This window comes from Haemophilus sp. UMB1048 (assembly GCF_030218125.1).
Classification (GTDB): Bacteria; Pseudomonadota; Gammaproteobacteria; order Enterobacterales; family Pasteurellaceae; genus Haemophilus_D.
In genome coordinates this window covers 142,627-162,948 of sequence record NZ_JASOPB010000004.1, presented here as the reverse complement: position 1 = coordinate 162,948, position 20,322 = coordinate 142,627, and the positions used below count along the sequence as shown (strand labels likewise).

Below are 20,322 nucleotides of genomic sequence, written 5' to 3'. Positions count from 1 at the left end.
ATTTCTTGTATTGTCACTTTATAACATCTAAATTTGATAATAATTCTTATTTATGGCAATATTCTGATGTTTTATTCAGACAGGAGTTTATATGCAAAAAAAATCAACAATTCGTTTAATTTTGGCCGTTCTATTACTGACTTTTGGTATCACTACTCAAGCAGAAATAAAAACAATCAAAGATGTATTAGGACGAGAAGTTAACGTTGATGTGCCCGTAAAAAATGCCGTGTTAGGCTTTTACTATCCTGATTACATTGCTGTTACGGGTGTTGAAAATTTTAAATATGTTAAAGGTATCTCACGTGAATTTTGGGAAAAATTTAATCCAGGAAGTTGGGCATTGTTTTCTGAAAAAATGCCTGAACTCAAAAATATTGCTGATATTGGTAATGTAAATGCAGGAACTTTCTCAACCGAAAAAACCTTGGCATTAAAACCTGATGTATTAATTCTTGCAGAATGGCAATATCAAACTATTGGTTCCGAACTACCAAAGTTAGAACAAGCTGGCGTTCCAATTATTGTTGTCGATTTTAATGCTCAAAGTGTAGAACGACACACCCAAAGCGCAAAGATTTTTGGGCAACTTGCAGGTACCGAAGAACGAGCAAATAAAATTGCAGATGAATATGCTCAAGGCATTACTGATATTCAAAAACGTGTAAAAGAGGCTAACCTACCTAAACCTAAAATCTATGTAGAATTTGGCAATAAAGGTCCTAGTGAATATAGCTTTACCTTTGGTAAAAATATGTGGGGTGCTATTGCTGAAACTGTTGGCGGGGATAACGTAAGCGCGCCTTTTGTCGAAAATTGGGGACCAATTAATCCAGAACAACTTCTTGCCACACAACCTGAAGTGATTATGATTTCTGGCACAGAAATGGGGCATGAAACTAACAATGAAATGATGGCGATGGGAATAAACATCAATGAACAGGATGCACAAAAACGCCTAAAAGGTTTCTTAACCCGTGCAGGGTGGCAAGATTTACCTGCAGTAAAAAACCACCGTGTTTACGGTATTTATCATACGGCTTCTCGCTCACTAAGTGATCTAGCAGCCGCTCAATTTATGGCAAAAGCACTTTACCCAAAACTTTTTGAAGACATAGACCCACAAAAAACCTTTATGGATTTCCATAAAAACTATTTGCCTATCATACCTAGTGGTACATTTTTTATTAAATTGAAAGATTAAACAATTCATAAGGTGAGCGATGCTCACCTTTTTTATATTCTCACTGCCTTTCATAAGTGAAAACTCCTTTATTTTTGACCGCTCTTTGAAAGATGCGGTGTAAATCTCGCCTTTAATGGCATTCTTTCCTGAATACGTTCCCGATTAATCTGTAAGGCCGCCTCTGTGACTTCATAGTCCAACCATAAACTTGGGTCGTCGGGTAACGTTTCATTCCAAATATACTGCACATTAAAGCCTCGCGCCTTACATTCCGCATGCAATGCATCATAGCGTTTCTTTAAAAACGCCAATTTGTTAAAGAAAAAGCGCACATGCCCTTCACCTAACTTATATTCTGCAGGCTGTCCTTTTAAGTGATATTTACCTTTCGCCACGGCGTTAGGAATGCGGGTTAATTCACGATGTTCAGCTAAAAGATGCTGATCACAAAGTTCCTCGGGCGGAACAAGATTAATTCGAGTCATAAGTCATACCAAAGAAAAAGAAACATAGTACGGAGCATAAATGTATTTGTCTATGATTTACTCATCTCTTTAAAAGAATAAACATTCAAGCATTTCAGAAAGATATTTATCTGAGTATTTTAATAAAGTATTGATCTATTCTAAATAAACAGTATGATCGTCCTAACCTTAACGACTTATTATGGTCCACAAAAGCAATATTTCCCTACTTTTGAGATATTCCAATATGAAATTTTTACTTTTTTTAACTCATTTCATCGTCTTGTTATTTAGTGCTTATTTCTTGTTCAACTTTGGCGTGCGTTGGGTGCAAGTCATTGGTTATAATTTAGCATTCAACGAGCCTGTGGCTAATAGTCTACATCATTCTATTAATATCTATTTTAAACTTATTGCCATTACCACTTTTAGCTATCTCTTTTTTGCTATTTTTCAACGTTTTTATCGTCGCTTTACGATGTTACTATGGATGGCGGAAGCTGGAGTATTCGGGAAATATTTATTTAATTTGAATGGGCTACAAGGCACCAATTATGATGGCATATTCCAAACCTCATCGGTTTATATTTATTTTTTATGCCCATTATTGTTAAGTTTATTATCCTACCTTTATTGTAAGAAACAAAACAAGTAAACTCATAACCTAGCAATTCAAAAGGGGTTGCAAGCGGTTAAATTTTGTAGGCATTTTACCAATCTCTCCATTCAATAAGGATTCATCATGAAAAAATTATTTGTATTCGCTTTATGTACGTTCTCTATTTCTAGCTTTGCCTTAACCCCGCAAATAGAAACAGCATCAAACTCAGACTCTTTCATCAGTTTCCGCACGGCTAATGACGCTATTTATTGCTCTGGCGACCTTCCTGGTCTAAACCCCCAAGTTGAATGTGTTACTAAAATTAAAGGAAAACCGATTTTACCGCGTCCGAAAGATTGTGAATTCGAATGGGGCGAGCTATTTTCTGTTGGCGCGACAGGAAAGGCTTCACTTGTTTGTGCAAGTGATACCCCCGCTGTACCAGACTCACCAATCTTAAAAGAGGGCGAAACAATTAAAGGCAAAGGCTGGCAATGCACTGCTTCGGGCGATTCATTAACTTGTTCAAATAAAGAAAAACACGGTTTTAAAATTAGCCAAGCAAAACAAAAATTGTTTTAGCTTGCAGCGTATTTGAAAAATACACAATACGTTAATTGCCTTACTACAAGAGCGGTCAAATTTTTCTCACTTTTTACAAGGAACACCAATCATGAAAAAGTCTCTTCTCTTAACGATTCTTTGTCTTCCATTTATGGCTCAAGCCAACGACAGTACGGGAACAGTCTCTACTGGTGGTGTGGAATATATTAAAAATGAGCATATTGCGATGCAAAAAGAAAACCTATTTATCAGCCAAGATAAAATTAAGGTGGAATATGAATATCGCAATCTGACCGATAAAGACATTACTGAGACGGTGCTATTCCCATTACCGGAAGTGATGCTGCACGATTACGGTGATTTTGCCGACACCCAAAGTTTAATCAATTCTTTTAAGATTTATGCGAATGGCAAAGAAATCAAACCGACAACTCATGTACGCGCGTTCTTTTACGAAACCAAAAATGCAGATGATGCAGAGAAAAGAGAATTGGTTTCTCACGATGTCACGGACATTCTTCGTGCCTGTGGTTTAACTGAAGAAGAGTTAATGGAGCCTTGGTTGCGTAAATCTGATTCTGCAGATAAGAAAATCTTGAAATGTCAGGACCCACGTCTTGCCAAATTCGCATACAAAGACTCTGAGGATAGCGAAGATATCACTTGGGGTGGACAAATCATTTATAGCTGGCAACAAACCTTTAAAGCTAATTCGATTACTCAAATTCAGCACGAATATGTCCCTCTTTTAGGATCTGGCATGGGGCTTCATGATCTCGTGAATTATAAAAAGTTTGCCGATACTTTTTGTATTGATCCATCATTTAAAAAATCAGTAAAAGCAAAATCTAATCAAGGGATATACTACCGTGAGCTAGGTTATATTCTCAAAACTGGAGCAAACTGGGCAAAACCTATTGCGGATTTTACGCTTACCATTGAAAGACCCAAAGATCAGATTGTTTCTTTCTGCTGGAAAGGTAAAGGCGAAGTGAAAAAAGTACTGCAAAATGACAAAGTTGTGCAATATCAAGTAAAAGAAAAAGACTTCTTACCACAGCATGATTTAGATGTGCTATATGGTATAGATGCAAAGTTTTTTAACTAAAAGCTTGCTTAGTAATATGCTTTTACAATAAAGAGAAGATAAACCTCACAAAATTTTTCACAAGAAATAAAAATGAAAAAATCACTTACATTGGCTTTATGTGCTTTATCCGTTTCGGCTTTTGCAACAACACCTTCAATCGAAGATCAAATGTCGTATCCACCACCACCGCCACTTCTAGATTTTCCTAATTGGTGGAGTGTAATTGCTTATAATCCACAAAATGGTGCTTTTGGTTATGGCGAGGGAGGTATGATAAAGGCTGCTCAAAATAAAGCACTAAAGGATTGCGAGCTTGCTTCAAATGATGCAAATAAACAACATTGCCAAATTGTCACAGAAGCTAATCATGCTTGTGTTGCATTGGCAACGGGAGACTCCCCTGAAAAATATGCCGCAGTTCGCAATTTCAGAATGAAGCGAGAAAAAGCTGAACAAGAAGCCTTGGCAGCCTGTAAAACGAATTCAGCGAATTGCTCAATCACCTTTTCCGCTTGTGAAAAATAATCTTAAAAAAGGAACGCTCTATGAAAAAAATCTTACTTTGCCTGTGCCTCTTTTCTTCTGCCGCTTATGCTAACCAATGTGAAATCATTGATACCGAATTAGCCGCAAGTTATTCAGAGATGAAAACCTACGGCAACTATAACGAAAAAAATGAAGAAAAATACCAGTCTTCAGAAAAACGGTTTAAAGACGCATTAGCCAAAATTGAAAAATTAGAAGGCAAATTCTGCGCTTGGGAAAAAGCGCCTAAAGAGGGTGTGCGCGTGCTCACTTCAAAAGACCAAAAACTGCAAATCCTTGCTTGGGATTGGCAATCTGGCGGGACAATGCATGAATATGGCAGCATTTGGCGTTATCAGTTACCTAATGGCATTTGGAAAACGGAAGTTAATGAGTTAGACTCTTATATAACCTGGCTAGTATCGCTTAAATTGAATGGAAAACCTTACTATTATATAGAAACCGCTGACATCTACAGTCAATGTCATCATGCAATCGCAGCGAAATTTTATCAAATTACGGAAAAAGGGTTAGAAGAAGCCAATCTGATTCAAGGTAAAAAACCAACTTCTAATATTGAGGTATCGTTTATCTCATATACGAATAATGATTTACCAGAATCGAATGCCTATTTTGATTACGACTTGAAAAATAACCGCTTTAGCTTCCCGTTAGTACATCAATTTGAAGATACCTGTGGTAACGGAAAAATGACCTCTGAACGCATTTATTATCGTTTTGATGGCAAATACTTTGTAAAAGAGAAAAAGACTAAAAAATAGCTCTATTCCTGTACTCACATAAAAAAGGGGACTCGAATCCTTATTAAAGGATCCCCCCTTTAAGGAAACAGTCATGTCTGTCAAAACATTTGAAAAATTGACCGCACTTTTAGATGAACATCAAGCACGCTATCGTGTCGTTGAACATCCGACTGCAGGAAAATCAGAGGAAGTGGCTAAAATCCGTGGTACAGAATTAGGGCAAGGGGCGAAAGCGTTAGTATGCAAAGTAAAGGGAAATGGCGTAAAACAAGCGGTATTAGTGATATTGCCTGCGGATCAACAATCTGATTTGAGTAAAGTAGCGGCCTATTTAGGCGGCACGAAAGCCTCGCTTGCCAGCCCTGCAGAAGTAGATACCTTAACTGACTGTGTATTTGGTGCAATTCCGCCTTTTAGCTTTCATCCTGATTTGTTATTAATTGCCGATCCTAGCTTACTGTCTCGTTATGATGAATTAGCCTTTAATGCCGGTACGTTAGAACGCTCTATTATTCTCAATACACAAGATTATGCCTCAATCGTTCAGCCCACATTAGTGGATGTAATAAAAACCGAATAGAGAAAAGATTGGTTGTCTTTCATTTGGTTGATACAATGCTTCCGTTTTTCTATTAATTGGACATCTCATGAAAAAATATCTTAAAGCATTTATTCTTTTTCCGTTGATTATTCAAATTATCGGCACTGTTGCCTTAACATTCTCGAATAATGATACTGATCAAATTCAGAGCTCGGTGCTTTCTGTCTTTATTGTGGCTGCAGTGCCGACTTTTCTCATTACGCTTTGGGCGGCATTTCACCGTTATGCAAGCTACAACGTAAAAGCTATTGCATTAATTGCAGGATTAATCGGATTTAGTTATACCGTCGTGGCAGGATTCTTTTATGCCACACTAGTTAATGACATGGGATTTGGCGAATGGTTACGCGCAGGAGGATTAGAAATTACCTGCTTAATGGCCGCAGGTTTGGCACTTTATTCTGTTATGGTACTACCGCTCTTGTTACCTAAAGAACGCCCACTATAAGGCGATTTGAGGCGAATATTGAGCAGTTAAATCCACCAAATCTGCTAATGAAATTGACCGCACTTGATTGTTTTCTGGCAAAAGTGCGGTTAAATTTCGAGCTAAAATATCCTGTTCCAACATAAAACATTGCCCTTTGCATTGAGTAAACATTTCCCCATACTTCACCGCTAACAACACGCCATCTTGCCATAAAACCATCGCATCATTTTCCGTGATTTCAGTCAAATAACGTTGAAGGTCTGTCTCAGAATGATGAGCTTGAGAAAAGGTATAAAGCATAATATTCCTTAAAACGTAAACACTTTTTCTGCTTGGCTAAGTTTATTGATCAGCGAAGTGCGGTCAATTTTTTCAGCAGAAATAATGAGTTGTTCAGCTTGCAAATTGTATTGGTCGAGCGAATCGGCGCAGACAAAGCGCTGTTCAATATCGTATAAATCTAATAATTTAAAGGTACGAATAAAATCTTTTTGTAGCAATAATTCAGGCTTTTGCCCATCGAGTAAATTTAATACGCCATCATCGATAAAAAAGACGCCGATTTCCTCTTCATCACAAAATGCTGTTGCCGCAAGCAACGCATCTAAACCTTCACGAGAAATCGCATTTCCATGCGGTGCGGTACGAAATAAGAATGCTAGCTTCATAATGTCACCACCCGATCTGCTTTTAATACCATCGCCATAAACTCGCCTAAGCCTGTAATCTCAAAACCTTCTGCAAGATTCGTTTGATCCTCATCTTTTGCTGTAAGTGAATCCACTACGCCACGACGTTGTGAAGCGGCTACACATAAATGCAAAGGAATATGATGCTGCGCTGAAAAGGCTTGCCAAGCTTGCGTGAGATTAAATTCATCATTGGCAGGATAAACCAAGCCATTGCCATTACTCACACCGTCTTGGAAAAAGAAAATTTGGCTAATGGCATGCCCTTTTTCAAGTAAAGCTTGGGCGAATTGATAGGCAAGAAAAGCCCCTTGTTTTCCATAAACAGGACTTTTCACGGCGAGAACATAGTTCATTACTCTTGCTCTTGTTTGATTTGACGAATATATAAATACACGGTGTGGCGAGAAATCGCTAGACGATCAGCCACTAAATTGATGGCATCTTTAATATCAAAAATGCCTTTTTCGTAAAGTGAAACTACAATTTGACGGTTCTTATTGTTATTCGAAACCGAGCGATCTGCATTTACTTCTTCAATGGTTTTTTCTACCGTTTGTGCCACCAATTCTTCCACTGAACTTGCAAAATTGACGGAAGAGGTTTCATTTTGTTCCTGCGTTGGCATAAACGCCTGCATAAATTGAGAAACTGGCACATCCAAATTAATATTGATGCAAAGTAAACCAATAATGCGTTGCTTGCTATTTCGAATGGCGATGGTCACTGACTTCATCAACACATTGCCTTTCGCACGCGTGAAATAAGGCTTAGACACACTCTCACTTTGCATATTACGCAAGGATTTCAGGGCTAAATCCGTAATCGGGGAACCCACTTGGCGATTGGTATTATGCCCATTGGCAATACAAATTGCGGAATGTTCAATGTCTTCTAAAGAGTGTAAGACGATTTCACAATGCTCGCCAATCAACGCGCTCACGCCATCAACTACCGCTTTATAGGAAATCAGAATAGCACGATCTTCATCAGTGAAAGGTTGTCTATCGGTTAGTATCATTTTTCAAATCTGGTAGGGAAAATGACCGCACTTTGGACAAAGTGCGGTTAAATTAAGGATTATTTTTTAGGATTAACGTCTAATACTTCAACTTCGAAGTAAAGCGTTGCATCAGGTGGAATTGAATCGCCTGCACCTTGTTTGCCATAAGCTAATTCAGGTGGAATCACTAATTCGATTTTACCGCCTTTCTTCACTAACTGAAGACCTTCAGTCCAACCTTTGATCACTTGGTTTAATTTAAATTCAACCGGTTGACCACGTTCAACAGAGCTATCAAATACTTTACCATCTGGTAATTTACCAGTGTAATGTACTTTCACAGTATCTGTTGCTTTAATCGCATCACCTTTACCTGCTTCAGTGATTTTGTAAAGTAAGCCATCTTTAGTGCTTTTTACGCCATCTTTTTTCGCAAATTCAGCGTGGTATTTATCGCCTTCTTCTTTTGCGGCTTTCGCTTGTTGTTCTACTTTTGCTTTCGCTGCAGACACTAATTGCTCTTGAATACCATCTAAGGTTTGTTGAATTTTTTCGTCTTTACGAACATCAACTTTACCTTCTAATGCATCTTTTAAGCCATCTAAAATACGCGCATTGTCGTATTGAATCACTTCTTTTTGAGCATCCACTAAATCTTTTACTTGGTTACCCATTAATGCACCTACAGCATAAGACGCATCGCTTGCGCTTGGCGCTGCTTTATCTTCTGCAAAAACAGAACCTGAAACAACCGCACTTACCATAAGTGCAGCAAGAGAAAGCTTTTGAATTTTCAACATTTTGCTTGATCCTTTATAATAGAAACGGAATAGCGAATAGGTTAAATCGGATTGACCAAATTCACAACATTTTTTTAAAAATTAGAGAAATTTTATGCAAAATCAACAAATTTTAGAAGATCGCATTGCTGAACTTGAAATGAAAATTGCTTTTCAAGAACAACTTTTAGACGAACTCAACCAAGCATTAGTTCAACAACAGTTTGATATGGATAAAATTCAACTTCAACTCCGCTATCTCGCCGGCAAATTAAAAGATATGCAACCTTCTAACATTGCTAGCCAAGCAGAAGAAACACCGCCTCCGCATTATTAAAATGTAATAAAACCATATTTTTAGCTAAATGCGTGATCTTCATCACAAATTCATGAAAAATATTTTTATTTTATTGAAAAAATAACTAAGTGTTTTTATGGTTACCTCTATAGTTGTATAGCCAAATAGAGGATGTAAAAATGGCAAAGTTAGAAATAAAAAATATTACAAAAAAATTTGGTGACTTTTACGCAGCAAATAATATTACTTTTACCGCTGAAGAAGGCGAGTTTGTCACCTTATTAGGACCAAGCGGCTGTGGTAAAACCTCCTTATTAAAATTAATCGCTGGATTTCATGTGGCTGATGAAGGTGAAATCCTTATCGGAGGAAAAAATGTTAACAATGTTCCTCCAGAAAAACGCAATACAGCCATGTGTTTCCAATCTTATGCCCTTTTCCCTCACCTCAACGTTTCTCACAATATTTGCTATGGTTTAAAGCAACGTAAAATTGATATTGAAGAACAAAAACAGCGTTTAAATCTCGCATTGAAACAAATGGATTTAGAATTTCATAAATTGAAATTACCCAATGAGCTTTCTGGAGGTCAACAACAACGTGTCGCATTAGCCAGAGCCATGGTCACTCGTCCAGATGTAATTTTATTTGATGAACCGCTTTCCAACTTAGATGCCAAATTACGCGAAAGTGTACGTTTTGAAATTAAGCAACTCTCAAAACAATACAATTTGACTAGTATTTATGTGACTCATGATCAGGCTGAAGCCCTAACTATGTCAGATAAAATTATTGTGTTAAATAAAGGTACTATTGAGCAAATTGGCTCTCCTCAAGATATTTATCATCATCCTAAAAACCGCTTTGTGGCAGATTTTATTGGCATTGCCAATATCACGGAAGCCAATGTAAAAAACATCGGCGATAACCTTTATGCTGTTAGTTCTATTTTTGGCGATTTCACCGTATTTTCTGAGAAAAAACCGGAATCAGAACGAATTTATATTTGCTTTCGACCAGAAGACATTGAATTGTTACCAAACGCACAAACGGAAGCGGAAAACCAAATTACAGTAGATATCATCAACACCGCTTTTATGGGCAATATCACGGAAGTGCAAGGAGTCATTAAACGTAATGATGAAGAGAAAAAATTACGTCTGCAACTAACAAAATGCCCAAATTTGAGCGATAAACTCACCTTTACGGTTCCCCGCCATGCGATTAAATTCTTGGAGTCCGTAAAATGAAAAGTCTCAAAAATGATGTAAAAGCATGGTTATTGCTATGCAGCGGTTTAGGTACGATCCTATTTTTAATGGGGTCCACGTTCTACATTGTCGTCTCTCAAAGCCTTGGTTTATATAGTATGGGTGGGGAAGAAAGCCAATTTAGTTTGGAGTATTGGCAAGCCGTATTAAATAGCCCTGTATTCCAAAATTCGTATATTTATTCCGTAAAAGTGTCTTTATTAGGGGCGATTTTATCCATCATCGTGGCTTATCCCATTGCCATGTGGTTACGTAAAAAATTACCAGCTAAGGTAACGATCATCACTATCTTGCGGGCACCTATGTTGGTACCGGGATTGGTTGCCGCCTTTTTGTTCGTCAATATGATTTCGTACCACGGCATTCTTAACGAAGTATTCGTTTATTTAGGCATTTGGGACGAACCGAAAACCCTACAAAATGACGAATTTGGTTGGGGGGTAGTGATTTTACAAATGTGGAAAAACATTCCCTTTGCTTTAATTCTTATTGGTGGCGCGGTCAATTCACTGAAAACTGATTTATTAGATGCGGCGGCTAATTTAGGTTCGAGTCCTTGGCAACGTTTTCGTTATGTGATCTTTCCACTAACCTTAAGTGCGGTACAAGTTTCCTTTATTTTAATATTTATCGGCGCACTCGGTGATTTCGCCTTTTATAGTATTGCAGGTCCTCGTAGTACCTATTCTTTAGCACGTTTAATGCAAATGTCTGCCTATGAATTTGAAGAATGGAATCAAAGTGCGGTCATGGCATTAACTATTATGTTAACCTCTGCCTTCTTCACCATCCTAGTGTCATTATTGATTAAACCATTAGCCGTCAAACGTGGAGAAGTCAAATGAGTAGTTCCGTACAAATCACAACGAAAAATAGTCGATTAATCGCACGTATTTCCTTAACGTTCTTTATTCTTGCTAATTTTATTTGGTTGTTCCTACCCTTTTTAATGGCAGGTTTATGGTCATTGGTAGATCCCGCTAAACCATGGAGTTATCCAGATATTTTCCCTCAATCATTATCTTTTGAGCGTTGGAAAATCGTCTGGGAAACCACCTCTTTACCTGAAGCAATGTTTAATAGCTATACCATTGCACCTACGGTTTCACTGATCACTATTTTACTCTCTCTCCCAACAGCTTATGCATTTGGACGTATGGAGTTTAGAGGTAAAAAATTAGCAGAATTATTAACACTGATTCCATTGGTTATTCCAGGCATGATTATTGCCCTATTCTTTAGCCGTATGTTATTGGATTTAAATATTAATAATCCATTCATCGGCATTGTTATTGGGCATGTTGTACTCACGTTACCTTATGCTATTCGGATTTTATCCGCGGGCTTTTCATCTGTACCACAAGACCTCATTGATGCTAGCCGTGACTTAGGTGCATCTAAATTTACCGTTTTCAAAGACGTGTATATGCCGATGTTAAAACCCAGTTTTTTAGCATCAATTATCTTCTGTTTAGTGAAAAGTATTGAAGAGTTTGCTATCGCTTTCGTTATCGGCTCACCAGACTTTATTACCGTGCCAACCATTTTATATTCTTTCCTCGGTTATTCTTTTATTCGTCCGAATGCGGCCGTTGTATCGATTATTTTGTTGGTACCAAACATTATTTTGATGATGATTATCGAAAAATTGTTGAAAGGGAATTATCTCTCTCAATCCACAGGAAAAGCATAATTTTCACAAGGAGCATCTTATGCAAAAAAATATCCGTAAACTTCTATCCATTGGTCTTACCGCTGCCGCCTTGGCTGTCAGTACTTTTGCCTCGGCTTCCACTGACTTAAGTGGTAAATCTTGGAGCGAAATCGAAGAACTCGCTAAAAAAGAAGGAAAATTGACAGTTAGCGTTTGGTATTTGCAGCCGCAATTCCGTAATTTTGTCAAAGAATTTGAAAATCAATACGGTATTAAAGTCAAAGTACCTGAAGGCACCTTGGACGGTAATATCAATAAACTGATTGCTGAAAAAAATCTAGAAACCGGCAAAATGGATGTGGTTGTGTTAAATGCTGACCGTTTAGGCAACGTAGCGAAAAATGACATTCTTGTAAAACTCAATAACTTACCAAATTTCGATAAATTAAATCACCACTTACAAGGTGTTGAATTAGGCGATATGGCTGTAGGTTACTGGGGTAATCAAACCGGTCTAGCTTATGATCCTATGCGAATCAAAGAAGAGGAACTGCCACAATCTTGGGCTGATATGGAAAGTTATATTGATAAAAATCCAAAAAAATTCGGCTATTCTGATCCAAACGGTGGCAGCTCCGGTAATGCCTTCATTCAGCGAGCTTTAGTGTATATTAATGGTGATTATGATTACCGTACCGATAAAATTGATGAAGCACAGATTGCTAATTGGAAGAAAACCTGGGATTGGTTCAGCAGTAAAAAAGATGCGCTAATCCGTACCGCTTCGAATGCTGATAGTCTAACCCGTTTAAACGATGGTGAGTTAGTGATTGTCTCTGCATGGCAAGATCACTTGTTCAGCTTGCAAAAACAAGGTGCAATTACTGACCGTTTAAAATTCTATGTACCAAAATTTGGGATGCCTGGCGGTGGTAATGTTGTAACCGTAGCAAAAAATGCGCCTAACCCAGCCGCATCACTTGTTTTCGTGCATTGGATTACCTCACCTGAAGTACAACAGAAATTAAACCAAGAATTCGGTGTTCGTCCACTCAATAGTGAATCTGGTTTGAAAGATACTATTTTCTTCTCAACACCATGGCGTAAAGCCGAAATGGAAGCCTTCACAAAAGAGGTTATTTCGAGATAAACAACAAACCGCACTTTAACGTGCGGTTTACTTTTATAAGATAATAAAGTGCGGTCAGTTTTAACCACATTTACAACCAAACAAAATAAGTCATACTGCCGATGATGGCGATACAGAATAGGTTTAAAATCAAACCAGCTTTGGCCATATCGAGTTGCTTCACATTTCCTGTTGCAAACACAATAGCATTTGGCGGTGTAGCGATTGGCAACATAAATGCACAACTTGCCCCACAAGCGATAATTGCGGCTAAAGCAATAGGTGGTAAATTCATGGATTGTGCCACTGAAATCACAATTGGCATAATCAACGCTGCACTGGCGGTATTCGATGTAAATTCCGTTAAGAAAATAATAAATGCCGTCATCACAAAGCAAAGTACCCAAAGTGGTTTGGTTTGCACAAACTGAACGATACTATCCGCCATAATCTTACTGGCACCAGAATCTTTCATCACGATACTGAGTGTTAAACCACCACCGAATAAAACGAGCACGCCCCATTCAACACGCTCTTGAATTTCTTTCCAACTCGCGACACCTGAAACACAAATAAAGATCACAACGCATAGTGCAATCACGGTATCAAAGTTTTCAATTTTTTTCGGCAATTCAAGGAAAGCCGTAATCCATGGGTTTAAGAGAGAGCTGAAAAGTAACATAATCGCCATACCGATAAAGATCATTAAGGTAATGATATTTTTTCGATTAAAGCTGACTTTCTCAAGTGATGGATTAAAATCCACAGAAAAGTCTGGACGTAAAATCACCCATAAAGAAAAAATCATTGAAGGCACAAGCAGTACCATCACTGGGAAACCGTAGCCTAGCCATTCCGTGAAGGTCACTTGAATTTGAGATGCCAAAATGGCATTCGGTGCACTTCCCACTAATGTACCAATACCACCGATACTGGCACTAAATGCCATGCCTAACAATACAAAGGCGTACAACCGATGGTTTTTCTCTGCATTGATACCTTTTAACATCCCCATCGTGAGCGGTAACATCATCGCCGCCACAGCGGTGTTGTTAATCCACATAGAAAGGAACGTAGTTACGGTGAAAAGGTAGGTAATAGAAAGTTTTAAGTTTCCTTTGGCCAAACGAATAATGTAATTCGCAATAATCTTATCTAGATTCTGAATTTGCAACACCGCAGCCACCACAAATCCCCCAAAGAACATATAAATAATTGGGGTAGAGAATGGTGCGAGCGCTTTTTGTGTATTAATCAAGCCTAATCCTATGGCCACGACAGGCACCATAAGGGATGTCACGGTAATATTAAAGGCTTCCGTTAACCATAAAATACCAATAAAAATCAGCAAGGCTAGCCCGCGATTCTCTTGAGCAGAAAACGGCAGTATTTTGATTAACACCAACATGAAGACAAAGTCTAAGGCAAGAATAATGAGACTTTTATATTTAGAGAGAAAGGTTTGTTGAGTTTGCATATACAATCTCCTATAAAACGATAGGGGAGATTATTAATTAGCATTTAACCGAAAAAATTGAAACATATTTTTAACAAATTTGTGACATGCTTCAAACTATTTTTGTATATACAACAAACCGCACCTAAAAGTGCGGTCTGTTTTGCTTTCGTTTTTTATTGTTGCATGCGAGCTTGAATACGTTCAGGCAATCTTAATCCAACGAGAGCAACAAGGACTATTGTCCAAAATAAGGTGACATACACAAGGGCTGAACCAAGTCCTACTCTTTCGCTAAGTTTGGCGGCAATCACAGGAGCCACCCCACCACCGATCGCAGCGAAGTTATAGATGAAACCAATACCCGTGCTTCGCATTTCAGCTGGGAAGAAAGTCGCCATATATTTTGGTACTAAACCGGCAATCCCTAAGTTGGTTGCAAGTAAGAAGAAGAGCAACACACCAAGCGCTAACACATTATTTTCTGGCAAATAGAATACTGGGAAGAGGAAGAAAAGTGATAACAATAAGCTATATACAAAGGTTTTCTTCTCTCCCAATTTATCCCCAATAAAGCCTGCAATTAAGGTACCGATGAGGATACCAAAGCCTGCCCAGAACATCAGTGATTTCACATTTTCAGCATAGCCGTTTTCTTTGAGGTAAAGTGGAAGTAAGCCCACTACCGGCCAGTTTACAGAGAAAATTGAATAGCAAACTAAGAAAATAATTAAGGTAATTGGTAATTGTTTTTCAGTGAACAGGTCAGTAAGTGGAACTTTATTCACTTTACCTGCAGCTTTCGCTTGTGCCCATTCTTCACTTTCAGGTGCATGGCGACGAACGTATAGTACTAAAGCTACCGGTGCTAAACCGATGAAGAAAGCCATACGCCAACCATAAGTTTGAGATACCCAAGGAATCACTTGAGAGGCAAGAATATTACCGATGGAAAAACCACTCACTAAAAATGCACTGGCTTTTGTACGTAAATGTTTTGGCCAGCTTTCAATGGCATAAGAGGAAGAACACGCATATTCACCTGCCATCCCCATACCGATAATCATACGGAAGATGAAAAGCCAAATATAACTGGTGGATAAACCGCACAAGAATGTCCCGACGGAATACGTAACAATGGAAACAATCATTGCTAAACGACGACCATATTTATCGGCAAAACTACCAAAAATCGCCCCACCTAATGGACGTGCGACGAACGCTGCAAGTAATAATGTGGATGTTTCCGTTGTGCTCATGGCGAATTCTTTTTGAATATCCAAAAGCACGTAAGTGATAAGCATATAATCGAAGCCATCAAAAACATAACCTAACCAAGCCGCAAATAACGCTTTTTTTTGCGTAGGACTGACTTCTTTATACCATGGTAATGATGTTGCCATAACAACCTCCCTTCCTTGTATTTGAGAATTTTGTGGTATAGATCACAGAATTTAAAATCACTGCTAATTTCTGCTTGCATAAATAAAGATAAGACGTATGATGTCTTATGTCAATCAAAGAGAATGAGAGCTGGATCACAAATTCAGAAAATAGATTAGAAAATGAGAACAGAAATGAAAAAAACAAGTAAAAAAGAAGCAAGTCTCGTTTTGCAGGATAAAATCAAATCGCTCATCATTAAACAAAATCTCAAATCCGGCGATTTGATGCCAACAGAAAATGGGCTGATTGAACAGCTTGGTGTGAGCCGTTCCAGTTTGCGTGAAGCCATTAAATCTTTAGAGGCGCTACACATTTTAGACATTCGCCATGGCGTCGGCACCTTTGTGAGTGAATCATCTCTTGTGCCAATGATTCGCGGATTAAGCTTTCACACCCAACTGAATTTACATAATGATCATAATCAGCTGATTAATATTTTGGATATTCGGGAAATTTTGGAATACGGTTTTGCCCCGATGGTGTTAGGAAAAATTAGCCAAGAACAGACCGCACTTTTGCAAAAATCAGTGTCCAATATGGAAAAAAATGCACGAGAACAAAAGTTTTCGCCTAAAGATGAATACCACATTCATTTAAAGCTTTATGAACCATTAAATAACCCGTTACTGATTCAATATTTAGATGCGTTTTGGCAAATTTATCAGCAAGTAGAAAAAGGCTTACCGTCACCAATACTTTCTCCTGAAAAATTAGCCATGCAACACCGTGAATTAATTGATGCCGTGGAAGCGCATGATTTGGTACGCATGCAACGCGCGATCTTGCAATATTTCCAAAGTATTCGCCAACGCTTACAACAAGGAGGGCATGATGCAAACTAATGGATTAAACATCGCCTTAATCGGCTGTGGCTTTTTTGGTGTTCAACTCGCTTCCGCATTTGACAACGCCCAAGCAAACTTAATTGCGGTGACCGATATCAACCCTTCTCTTGCACAAAAACTTGCAGAGCAATACGGTAGCCAAGCCTTTTTTAGTGTGGAAGAAATGTTGACTGAAACCAAACCTGATTTAGTCGTTATTGCCACACCAAACTACGCCCATTATTCCCCAGCGATCTTAGCGTTAAACGCTGGCTGTCATGTCTTTATTGAAACGCCTTTTACCTTAAGCGCTTCTCAAGGCCAACATTTACGCCGCCTTGCAGAAGAAAAGGGTAAAGTCATTTTTGTTGGCCATTTAGAGCGTACGTTACCTGGCATGTTAAAAGTTAAAGCGGCTTTAGAACAAGGAAAATTAGGCAGAATTACCGTAGCACGAGCCATGCGTCAGCGTTGGATTGAAAACCTACCAAACAAAGAATGGTGGAAATTAGATGCCAATCTTACGGGCGGCGAGCTTTTCCATCTCATTCACGAATTGGATTTACTCTGTTGGTTATTGGGGGATATTGAGGCGGTCTTTGCTCAAGCGGCTAATCAAGCTCATCACGATACGCCAGATAGCCGTGATGTGTTGCAGTTGCTATTACGTTTTAAAAATGGCGTGTTAGGTTCGCTCGAAATGGGCACCGCTTATCGATTACACCAATGGGGCATTCAAATTCATGGTGAAAATGGTGTGATTGAAGTCAATTTCTTTACCTCAAGTGTCACATTTAATTATCTAGATGGAAAAATAGAACACGTTGATTTATTTGATGAATTTGAGGCTGATTTATCTTTACGCGAAAGTGCAAAAGGCACTCAGCAATATAATGTCACCCACGCACCTTGCCAACTTTGGTTAAGTCGAGCCGCTGAAATCGAAGTACAAAGCGTGGTAGAGCACTTAACGCAAGGAAAAACCAGCCCATTAAGTCTATGTTTAACTGAAGCCATCGAAGTTGCAGAAGCAGCGAAGCAATCCATGGTAACGGAAAAACAAATCTCAGTGAAAAAATAAGGAGTTTATTATGATGCGATATGGTGTTGTTGGCGTTGGCTATTTTGGTGCGGATTTAGCCCGTTTCATGAATGAATTTGATGATGCACAGATTACAATGGTATACGACCCTGAAAATGGTGAAACCATTGCTCAAGAATTACAATGCGTAGCGGCAAGATCTCTTGAAGAATTAGTCACTTCCCCTGATGTGGATTGTGTGATTGTCGCCACCCCTAACTACTTACACAAAGAACCAGTCATCCTTGCCGCAAAAAACAAAAAACATGTTTTCTGTGAAAAACCAATCGCCTTAAGTTATCAAGACTGTGACGACATGGTGCGTGCTTGCGAAGAAAATGGCGTCACCTTTATGGCTGGTCATGTGATGAACTTCTTTAACGGTGTTCACCATGCCAAAGAATTAATCAATCAAGGCGTGATCGGTAAAGTGCTTTATTGTCACACTGCACGTAACGGCTGGGAAGAACAACAACCGACTATCTCATGGAAAAAAATCCGTGAAAAATCTGGCGGCCACTTATATCACCATATTCACGAATTAGACTGCGTACAATTCATTATGGGGGGCATGCCAAAAACTGTTACCATGGCAGCCGCCAATGTTGCACACAAAGGCGAAAACTTTGGTGATGAAGACGATATGATTTTTGTCACCATGGAATATGATGATAATCGCTTCGCAGTTCTAGAATGGGGTTCCGCTTTCCGTTGGGGTGAGCATTATGTATTAATTCAAGGGGAAAAAGGTGCGATCAAACTTGATATGTACAATACCAAAGGTACCCTTCGTGTGGATGGAAAAGACACCTATTTCCTTATTCACGAAACCCAAGAAGAAGATGATGACCGTACCCGTATTTACAACAGCACAGAAATGGACGGTGCGATTCAATACGGTAAACCGGGCAAACGCACACCGCTCTGGTTGAGTTCTATCATGAAAAAAGAAATGCGTTATTTAAATGATATTCTCCATGGTATGGAACCAACTGAGGAATTTGTAAAATTACTCACTGGTGAAGCTGCCCGTGCCGCCATCGCCACAGCCGATGCTTGTACCCGTTCTCGTTACGAAAACCGCAAAGTTGATTTAGCAGAAATCATCGGTAAATAAAAATAACGTAAAAATTAACCGCACTTTGGTAGAAAACTAAAGTGCGGTACTTATTGGTAACATAAAGAGTAATAACATTATGGATAATAAAACATGGCTAGATTTTTTGGCAGCTTTTGGTTCTATTGCTACTCCAATTCTCGTTTTATTCCTTACTGGAGCTGGATGGAAAATCAGACAATCAATTGAACATAAAACAAAACTAGAAGAAAAACTAAGGGATGACCGAATAGAAATTTATCATCAAATACTTGAACCCTATATCATAATATTAATGCCTGATGCAGCTTGGAACTTAGATCCTAAAAACAAAGGAAAAGATAAAAATAATGAAGCAACAGCAAAATTACTTTCTTTAGAATATAGAAAATTATCATTTAGGCTATCTTTAATTGGATCTGATAATGTAGTTAGAGCATTCAATAACTTATATCAATATTTCTATAAGAATGCTGAAAACTCTGAATCTACCATACAATCAAATCCTACTGATAAAGCCAAAGAAATGATGTCACTCATTGGATTATTATTGTTAGAAATACGGAAAAGTATGGGAAATGAAGAAACCCAATTAAATGAATGGGATATGTTGGAATGGTTTATTACTGACGCAAGAAAAATGAAAGAAAAATAAAATCAGCTTTTATAAAATACCAAAAACCACCAACTATCTAAAAGTATGGTGGTTTTCAAATATATTACGGTGATAACCGCTCTCTCTCCCATTTTCCCTCATTGAATAAATAACAAATTCTGTCATGTAAGCGGCTTGGGCGACCTTGCCAGAACTCTATGCGATCAGGAATCACAAGATAACCGCCCCAATGTGGTGGACGAGGTACGTTTAATGGGTGTTTTGCTGCAATCAATGCCGCTTTCGCTAATAAAGATTTGTGGCTAGAAATGACCGCACTTTGCTCGCTGGCCCAAGCGCCAATTCGGCTGGTGTAAGGGCGCGTTGCAAAATATTCATCTGATTGTTCAGGAGAGATTTTTTCAGCTTTGCCCTCAATACGAACAGAACGTTCTAATTCAGGCCAAAAGAATGTTAGGGCAACGAAAGGATTATGTTCTATAGCACGACCTTTTCGGCTGTGATAATTTGTGAAAAATACAAAACCTTGTTCGTTCACTTCTTTCAATAGTACCATTCGGCTTGTTGGTCGACCGTCTTCATTGACCGTCGCAACATTAACACCTGTCGGCTCATTGACTTTAGCCGTAATCGCTTCGTTGAGCCATTTTTCAAATTGTTTTATTGGATTGGGATCGCAATCATGCTGAGAAAGCGCCTGTTTGCAATAATCCTCACGAATATCATGTAAGTCCATTTTCTTTCTCCTTTTGCTT

The 20,322-nt window shown here is 38.5% G+C and carries 26 protein-coding genes; 17 read left to right on the top strand and 9 right to left on the bottom strand.

Annotation, left to right across the window (positions count from 1 at the left end):
- Window positions 1-91 precede the first annotated feature (91 nt).
- Complete coding sequence (locus QP437_RS05150) at window positions 92-1,204, top strand: ABC transporter substrate-binding protein (RefSeq protein WP_285267177.1); 1,113 nt, start codon at window positions 92-94, stop codon at window positions 1,202-1,204.
- Window positions 1,205-1,272: 68 nt separating this feature from the next.
- Here the strand turns inward: QP437_RS05150 and QP437_RS05145 are convergent, their stop codons facing one another.
- Window positions 1,273-1,671 (bottom strand): pyrimidine dimer DNA glycosylase/endonuclease V, encoded by a 399-nt coding sequence (locus tag QP437_RS05145; protein ID WP_285267176.1) that lies wholly within the window; start codon window positions 1,669-1,671, stop codon window positions 1,273-1,275.
- Between the two features lie 226 nt (window positions 1,672-1,897).
- Here QP437_RS05145 and QP437_RS05140 point away from each other — a divergent pair, with 226 nt between their 5' ends.
- From QP437_RS05140 to QP437_RS05110, 7 genes are all read left to right on the top strand, one after another.
- A complete protein-coding gene (locus QP437_RS05140; protein ID WP_285267175.1) occupies window positions 1,898-2,305 on the top strand; it encodes a hypothetical protein in 408 nt (135 codons plus the stop codon).
- Window positions 2,306-2,392: 87 nt separating this feature from the next.
- A complete protein-coding gene (locus tag QP437_RS05135) occupies window positions 2,393-2,833 on the top strand; it encodes a DUF6636 domain-containing protein (RefSeq protein ID WP_014064404.1) in 441 nt (146 codons plus the stop codon).
- Window positions 2,834-2,924: 91 nt separating this feature from the next.
- The gene (locus QP437_RS05130; RefSeq protein ID WP_285267174.1) at window positions 2,925-3,923 is read left to right on the top strand and encodes a DUF4424 family protein; all 999 of its coding nucleotides are present in this window, start codon (window positions 2,925-2,927) and stop codon (window positions 3,921-3,923) included.
- Window positions 3,924-3,995: 72 nt separating this feature from the next.
- Window positions 3,996-4,430 (top strand): DUF4189 domain-containing protein, encoded by a 435-nt coding sequence (locus QP437_RS05125; RefSeq protein WP_285267173.1) that lies wholly within the window; start codon window positions 3,996-3,998, stop codon window positions 4,428-4,430.
- 20 nt (window positions 4,431-4,450) lie between these two features.
- On the top strand, window positions 4,451-5,212 hold the full coding sequence (locus QP437_RS05120) for a hypothetical protein (RefSeq protein ID WP_285267172.1): 762 nt from the start codon (window positions 4,451-4,453) through the stop codon (window positions 5,210-5,212).
- A 73-nt stretch (window positions 5,213-5,285) separates the two neighbouring features.
- On the top strand, window positions 5,286-5,774 hold the full coding sequence (locus QP437_RS05115; protein ID WP_111304756.1) for a YbaK/prolyl-tRNA synthetase associated domain-containing protein: 489 nt from the start codon (window positions 5,286-5,288) through the stop codon (window positions 5,772-5,774).
- A gap of 67 nt (window positions 5,775-5,841) precedes the next feature.
- Complete coding sequence (locus tag QP437_RS05110) at window positions 5,842-6,243, top strand: hypothetical protein (protein WP_005694870.1); 402 nt, start codon at window positions 5,842-5,844, stop codon at window positions 6,241-6,243.
- Here QP437_RS05110 and QP437_RS05105 read toward each other — a convergent pair.
- Genes QP437_RS05105 through fkpA form a run of 5 tightly spaced genes read right to left on the bottom strand, consistent with a single transcriptional unit; the run spans window position 6,238 to window position 8,717 of the window.
- Window positions 6,238-6,525 (bottom strand): DsrH/TusB family sulfur relay protein, encoded by a 288-nt coding sequence (locus QP437_RS05105; RefSeq protein WP_285267171.1) that lies wholly within the window; start codon window positions 6,523-6,525, stop codon window positions 6,238-6,240. The two genes, QP437_RS05110 and QP437_RS05105, sit on opposite strands and share 6 nt — an antisense overlap.
- 8 nt (window positions 6,526-6,533) lie before the next feature.
- Window positions 6,534-6,893: a sulfurtransferase complex subunit TusC gene (tusC, locus tag QP437_RS05100; RefSeq protein ID WP_285267170.1), complete on the bottom strand. Its 360-nt coding sequence runs from the start codon at window positions 6,891-6,893 to the stop codon at window positions 6,534-6,536.
- Window positions 6,890-7,270, bottom strand: coding sequence for a sulfurtransferase complex subunit TusD (gene tusD / locus QP437_RS05095; protein ID WP_285267169.1), 381 nt, complete (start codon window positions 7,268-7,270; stop codon window positions 6,890-6,892). The genes tusC and tusD overlap by 4 nt, the downstream gene beginning before the upstream one ends.
- Entirely contained in the window at window positions 7,270-7,935 is a 666-nt protein-coding gene (locus tag QP437_RS05090; RefSeq protein ID WP_285267168.1) for a transcriptional regulator, read from the bottom strand. The genes tusD and QP437_RS05090 overlap by 1 nt, the downstream gene beginning before the upstream one ends.
- A gap of 59 nt (window positions 7,936-7,994) precedes the next feature.
- Window positions 7,995-8,717 (bottom strand): FKBP-type peptidyl-prolyl cis-trans isomerase, encoded by a 723-nt coding sequence (gene fkpA, locus QP437_RS05085; RefSeq protein ID WP_285267167.1) that lies wholly within the window; start codon window positions 8,715-8,717, stop codon window positions 7,995-7,997.
- A gap of 94 nt (window positions 8,718-8,811) precedes the next feature.
- On the opposite strand from fkpA, the gene QP437_RS05080 reads away from it, so the two are divergent.
- The 5 genes from QP437_RS05080 to QP437_RS05060 all read left to right on the top strand — a co-directional run bounded on the left by QP437_RS05080 (window position 8,812) and on the right by QP437_RS05060 (window position 13,069).
- The gene (locus QP437_RS05080) at window positions 8,812-9,033 is read left to right on the top strand and encodes a SlyX family protein (protein ID WP_005699194.1); all 222 of its coding nucleotides are present in this window, start codon (window positions 8,812-8,814) and stop codon (window positions 9,031-9,033) included.
- Between the two features lie 140 nt (window positions 9,034-9,173).
- Window positions 9,174-10,244 (top strand): ABC transporter ATP-binding protein, encoded by a 1,071-nt coding sequence (locus QP437_RS05075; protein WP_285267166.1) that lies wholly within the window; start codon window positions 9,174-9,176, stop codon window positions 10,242-10,244.
- Complete coding sequence (locus tag QP437_RS05070) at window positions 10,241-11,110, top strand: ABC transporter permease (protein WP_285267165.1); 870 nt, start codon at window positions 10,241-10,243, stop codon at window positions 11,108-11,110. The genes QP437_RS05075 and QP437_RS05070 overlap by 4 nt, the downstream gene beginning before the upstream one ends.
- Window positions 11,107-11,958, top strand: coding sequence for an ABC transporter permease (locus QP437_RS05065; protein WP_285267164.1), 852 nt, complete (start codon window positions 11,107-11,109; stop codon window positions 11,956-11,958). Before QP437_RS05070 ends, QP437_RS05065 begins: the two co-directional genes overlap by 4 nt.
- A gap of 19 nt (window positions 11,959-11,977) precedes the next feature.
- Window positions 11,978-13,069, top strand: a complete 1,092-nt coding sequence (locus QP437_RS05060; protein WP_178165121.1) for an extracellular solute-binding protein — start codon at window positions 11,978-11,980, stop codon at window positions 13,067-13,069.
- Window positions 13,070-13,139: 70 nt separating this feature from the next.
- On the opposite strand, the gene QP437_RS05055 is transcribed toward QP437_RS05060, so the two are convergent.
- Both QP437_RS05055 and QP437_RS05050 read right to left on the bottom strand, forming a co-directional pair.
- Window positions 13,140-14,525, bottom strand: coding sequence for a DASS family sodium-coupled anion symporter (locus QP437_RS05055; RefSeq protein WP_285267163.1), 1,386 nt, complete (start codon window positions 14,523-14,525; stop codon window positions 13,140-13,142).
- A gap of 155 nt (window positions 14,526-14,680) precedes the next feature.
- Window positions 14,681-15,907 carry an MFS transporter gene (locus QP437_RS05050; RefSeq protein ID WP_285267162.1) on the bottom strand — a complete coding sequence of 409 codons (1,227 nt, stop codon included), beginning with the start codon at window positions 15,905-15,907 and terminating at the stop codon, window positions 14,681-14,683.
- 174 nt (window positions 15,908-16,081) lie between these two features.
- Here QP437_RS05050 and QP437_RS05045 point away from each other — a divergent pair, with 174 nt between their 5' ends.
- The 4 genes from QP437_RS05045 (at window position 16,082) to QP437_RS05030 (ending at window position 19,606) form a co-directional block, all read left to right on the top strand.
- On the top strand, window positions 16,082-16,792 hold the full coding sequence (locus QP437_RS05045) for a FadR/GntR family transcriptional regulator (RefSeq protein WP_285267161.1): 711 nt from the start codon (window positions 16,082-16,084) through the stop codon (window positions 16,790-16,792).
- Window positions 16,782-17,855 carry a Gfo/Idh/MocA family protein gene (locus QP437_RS05040; protein WP_197556338.1) on the top strand — a complete coding sequence of 358 codons (1,074 nt, stop codon included), beginning with the start codon at window positions 16,782-16,784 and terminating at the stop codon, window positions 17,853-17,855. Before QP437_RS05045 ends, QP437_RS05040 begins: the two co-directional genes overlap by 11 nt.
- 10 nt (window positions 17,856-17,865) lie before the next feature.
- The gene (locus QP437_RS05035) at window positions 17,866-18,972 is read left to right on the top strand and encodes a Gfo/Idh/MocA family protein (RefSeq protein WP_285267160.1); all 1,107 of its coding nucleotides are present in this window, start codon (window positions 17,866-17,868) and stop codon (window positions 18,970-18,972) included.
- A 79-nt stretch (window positions 18,973-19,051) separates the two neighbouring features.
- Entirely contained in the window at window positions 19,052-19,606 is a 555-nt protein-coding gene (locus tag QP437_RS05030) for a hypothetical protein (protein WP_285267159.1), read from the top strand.
- Between the two features lie 64 nt (window positions 19,607-19,670).
- Here QP437_RS05030 and pdxH read toward each other — a convergent pair whose 3' ends face one another.
- Complete coding sequence (pdxH, locus tag QP437_RS05025; protein WP_193451740.1) at window positions 19,671-20,303, bottom strand: pyridoxamine 5'-phosphate oxidase; 633 nt, start codon at window positions 20,301-20,303, stop codon at window positions 19,671-19,673.
- Window positions 20,304-20,322: the final 19 nt, after the last annotated feature.